This is a genomic window from uncultured Tissierella sp. (genome assembly GCF_902479755.1).
In the GTDB taxonomy this organism is placed as follows: domain Bacteria; phylum Bacillota; class Clostridia; order Tissierellales; family Tissierellaceae; genus Tissierella; species Tissierella carlieri.
This window is the reverse complement of record NZ_CABSQO010000086.1, coordinates 1-2,650: the sequence shown is the minus strand read 5'-3', so window position 1 is coordinate 2,650 and position 2,650 is coordinate 1. Positions and strand designations below refer to the sequence as shown.

Below are 2,650 nucleotides of genomic sequence, written 5' to 3'. Positions count from 1 at the left end.
CGTTTATAAGAATAGGCTGTATCAAATTGAATTTAAAAAATTTCAATTTGATACAGCCCCTTTTTTAATGCAATCAATAAGCGAGATATTTTATTATATTAAGTATTAATAATTTAATGTGACTAAGTTACAGAAGAACTATTTAATATTAAATATAATTAATACATAGACAAATTTGATTTTAAGATTTTCTAGTATAAAAAGAAAATTTAAACCAACTATAATATTGTGAAATTTAGAGAGAAAACAAGGAGGAACAAAAAATGTTTGGACTTTTTAAAAGAGATATAGGAAAAGTGATTAATGTAAATGATATTGATAATTTACTTGGAAAGATTGAACTTATTGATATAAGGGAGAATTATGAATATAAAGGTGGAAGCATTAAATCGGCAAAGAATATTCCAATGGGAAATCTTTTAGATAATCCTGAAAAATATTTAAATAAGAATAAAGAATATTATATTATCTGCCAGTCTGGTGGGAGAAGTGCAAGAGCTTGTTCATTCCTTAAAAAGCAAGGGTATGATGTTATAGATGTATCAGGCGGAGTTGGATCATACGCAGGTTCACAAAGAAAATAATTGTAAAGTTAATAGCGCAACATATAGATTAAGATTAGATATAAATTAAATTATACAAAAAAACGTTCGGAACCCTTGATATATGAATAAAAAATTAAAATCGTAGTGTAAATAATTTTACACTATCATTAGAAAATGGGAGGAATAATTATGAAGAAGAAAATACTTATAATAGGTGGAGTCGCAGGAGGAGCATCAGCAGCTGCAAGACTTAGAAGAAACAGCGAAGAAGATGAAATTATAATGTTTGAAAAGGGTCCTCATGTATCATTTTCAAACTGTGCACTGCCATACCATTTAAGTGGTGTAATTAAGACACCTGACAGACTAGTACTTATGAGTCCTGAAAAATTTAAGAAACAGTTTAACATTGATGCAAGAACAAATAGTGAAGTAATTTCAATAGATAGAAAAAATAAGACTGTAGAAGTAAGAAAGACTGATAGTGATGAAATATACAAAGAAAGTTATGATAAGTTAATATTATCACCAGGTGCTCATCCTATAGTTCCTAAATTTGAAGGAAGTGATGAAGTTAGCTTGTTTACCATAAGAAATGTTGTTGATATAGATAAAATCAACCAGTATTTAAAAAATAATAATATTAAAGATGTAGCAGTTATCGGTGGTGGATTTATTGGAGTAGAAGCGGCAGAAAATTTACAAGATGGTGGTTATAATGTATCACTTGTAGAAGCTGGAAATCAGATATTAAGACCTTTTGATTATGATATGGTACAGATACTTCATAAAGAGATTTATGATAAAGGAATAGATTTAATAGTAGAAGACAAGGTTGAAAAATTTGAAAAAGATACGGTTGTTTTATCATCTGGAAGAAAAGTTAGAGCACAAGCAGTAATAATGGCAATAGGTGTAGCACCAGAAACAAAACTTGCAGAAGATTCAGATATTGAGCTAGGTGAAACAAGAGCAATAAAAGTAGATAGTAATTATAAAACAAATGATGAAGACATATATGCTGTTGGTGATGCCATAGAAGTATATAATTCCCTTACTCATTCTTATACAAAGTTATCACTTGCAGGTCCAGCCCAGAAGCAGGCAAGAAATGTTGCGGATCACATTAATAATAAGAGTACTTTCAATAGAGGATACATAGGCTCATCTGCAATAAAGGTTTTTGATTATAATGGAGCATCAACTGGATTAAATGAAAGTCTTATAAAAGCTTTGAATATGAATATACAATATGATGTTGTAAGATTAATACTTAGTGATAAGGTTGGAATAATGCCTGGCTCATCACCAATACACTTTAAGATGCTTTATGAAGTACCAACAGGTAAAATTTTAGGTGCACAAGCCATTGGAAAAGGTGATGTTACAAAGAGAATTGATATAATTGCTACAGCTATAAAATTTGGTGGAAATGTTGAAGATTTAAAAGATTTAGAACTATGCTATGCACCGCCATTTTCAACTGCTAAGGATGTTGTGAATTATGCTGGATATGTTTCATGTAATTTATTAAATGGTGACTTTAGACAGGTAAATGTTGATAAAGTACGTGAACTTGTTGAAAATAACGCATATATAATTGATGTACGTGAAAAGAATGAATATGACAATGGACATATTATAAATGCAGTGAATATCCCTTTAAGTGAACTAAGAGACAGAATAAGTGAGATACCAAAAGATATTCCAGTATACTTACATTGTAGAACAGGGCAGAGAAGCTATAATGCAGCAAAAGCACTTGGGAATTTAGGATTTCAGAATATTTATAATATTACAGGAAGTTTCTTAGGACTATCTTTTTACGAATATTATAATGATAAAAGAACAGGAAGAGAAAGCATAGTTACAGAATATAACTTTAGATAAAGTTTATATAAAACCTGACTGAACACTTATTGTGAGAGTTTAGATAGTTTTGTGTAATTAGTATTTTTATCAATTTATTATTACTGGAAATTTTGATTTCCAGTAATATTTTTTTATATTTAAGAAATACTAATAATGTTTTTTATTACCTTTTTTAGTATTTCAATAAAATCTAAAAGTATGCATATTAATCAATAAAAGTACAAGCTTCTAAG

Annotated in this window: 2 protein-coding genes; both read left to right on the top strand. The window is 28.9% G+C overall.

From position 1 onward, the window contains the following. Window positions 1-263: 263 nt before the first annotated feature. Window positions 264-584 carry a rhodanese-like domain-containing protein gene (locus tag RDK80_RS20055; RefSeq protein ID WP_002580161.1) on the top strand — a complete coding sequence of 107 codons (321 nt, stop codon included), beginning with the start codon at window positions 264-266 and terminating at the stop codon, window positions 582-584. A gap of 150 nt (window positions 585-734) precedes the next feature. After that, a complete protein-coding gene (locus RDK80_RS20050) occupies window positions 735-2,435 on the top strand; it encodes an FAD-dependent oxidoreductase (RefSeq protein WP_002580160.1) in 1,701 nt (566 codons plus the stop codon). The last annotated feature ends 215 nt before the right edge of the window (window positions 2,436-2,650 follow it).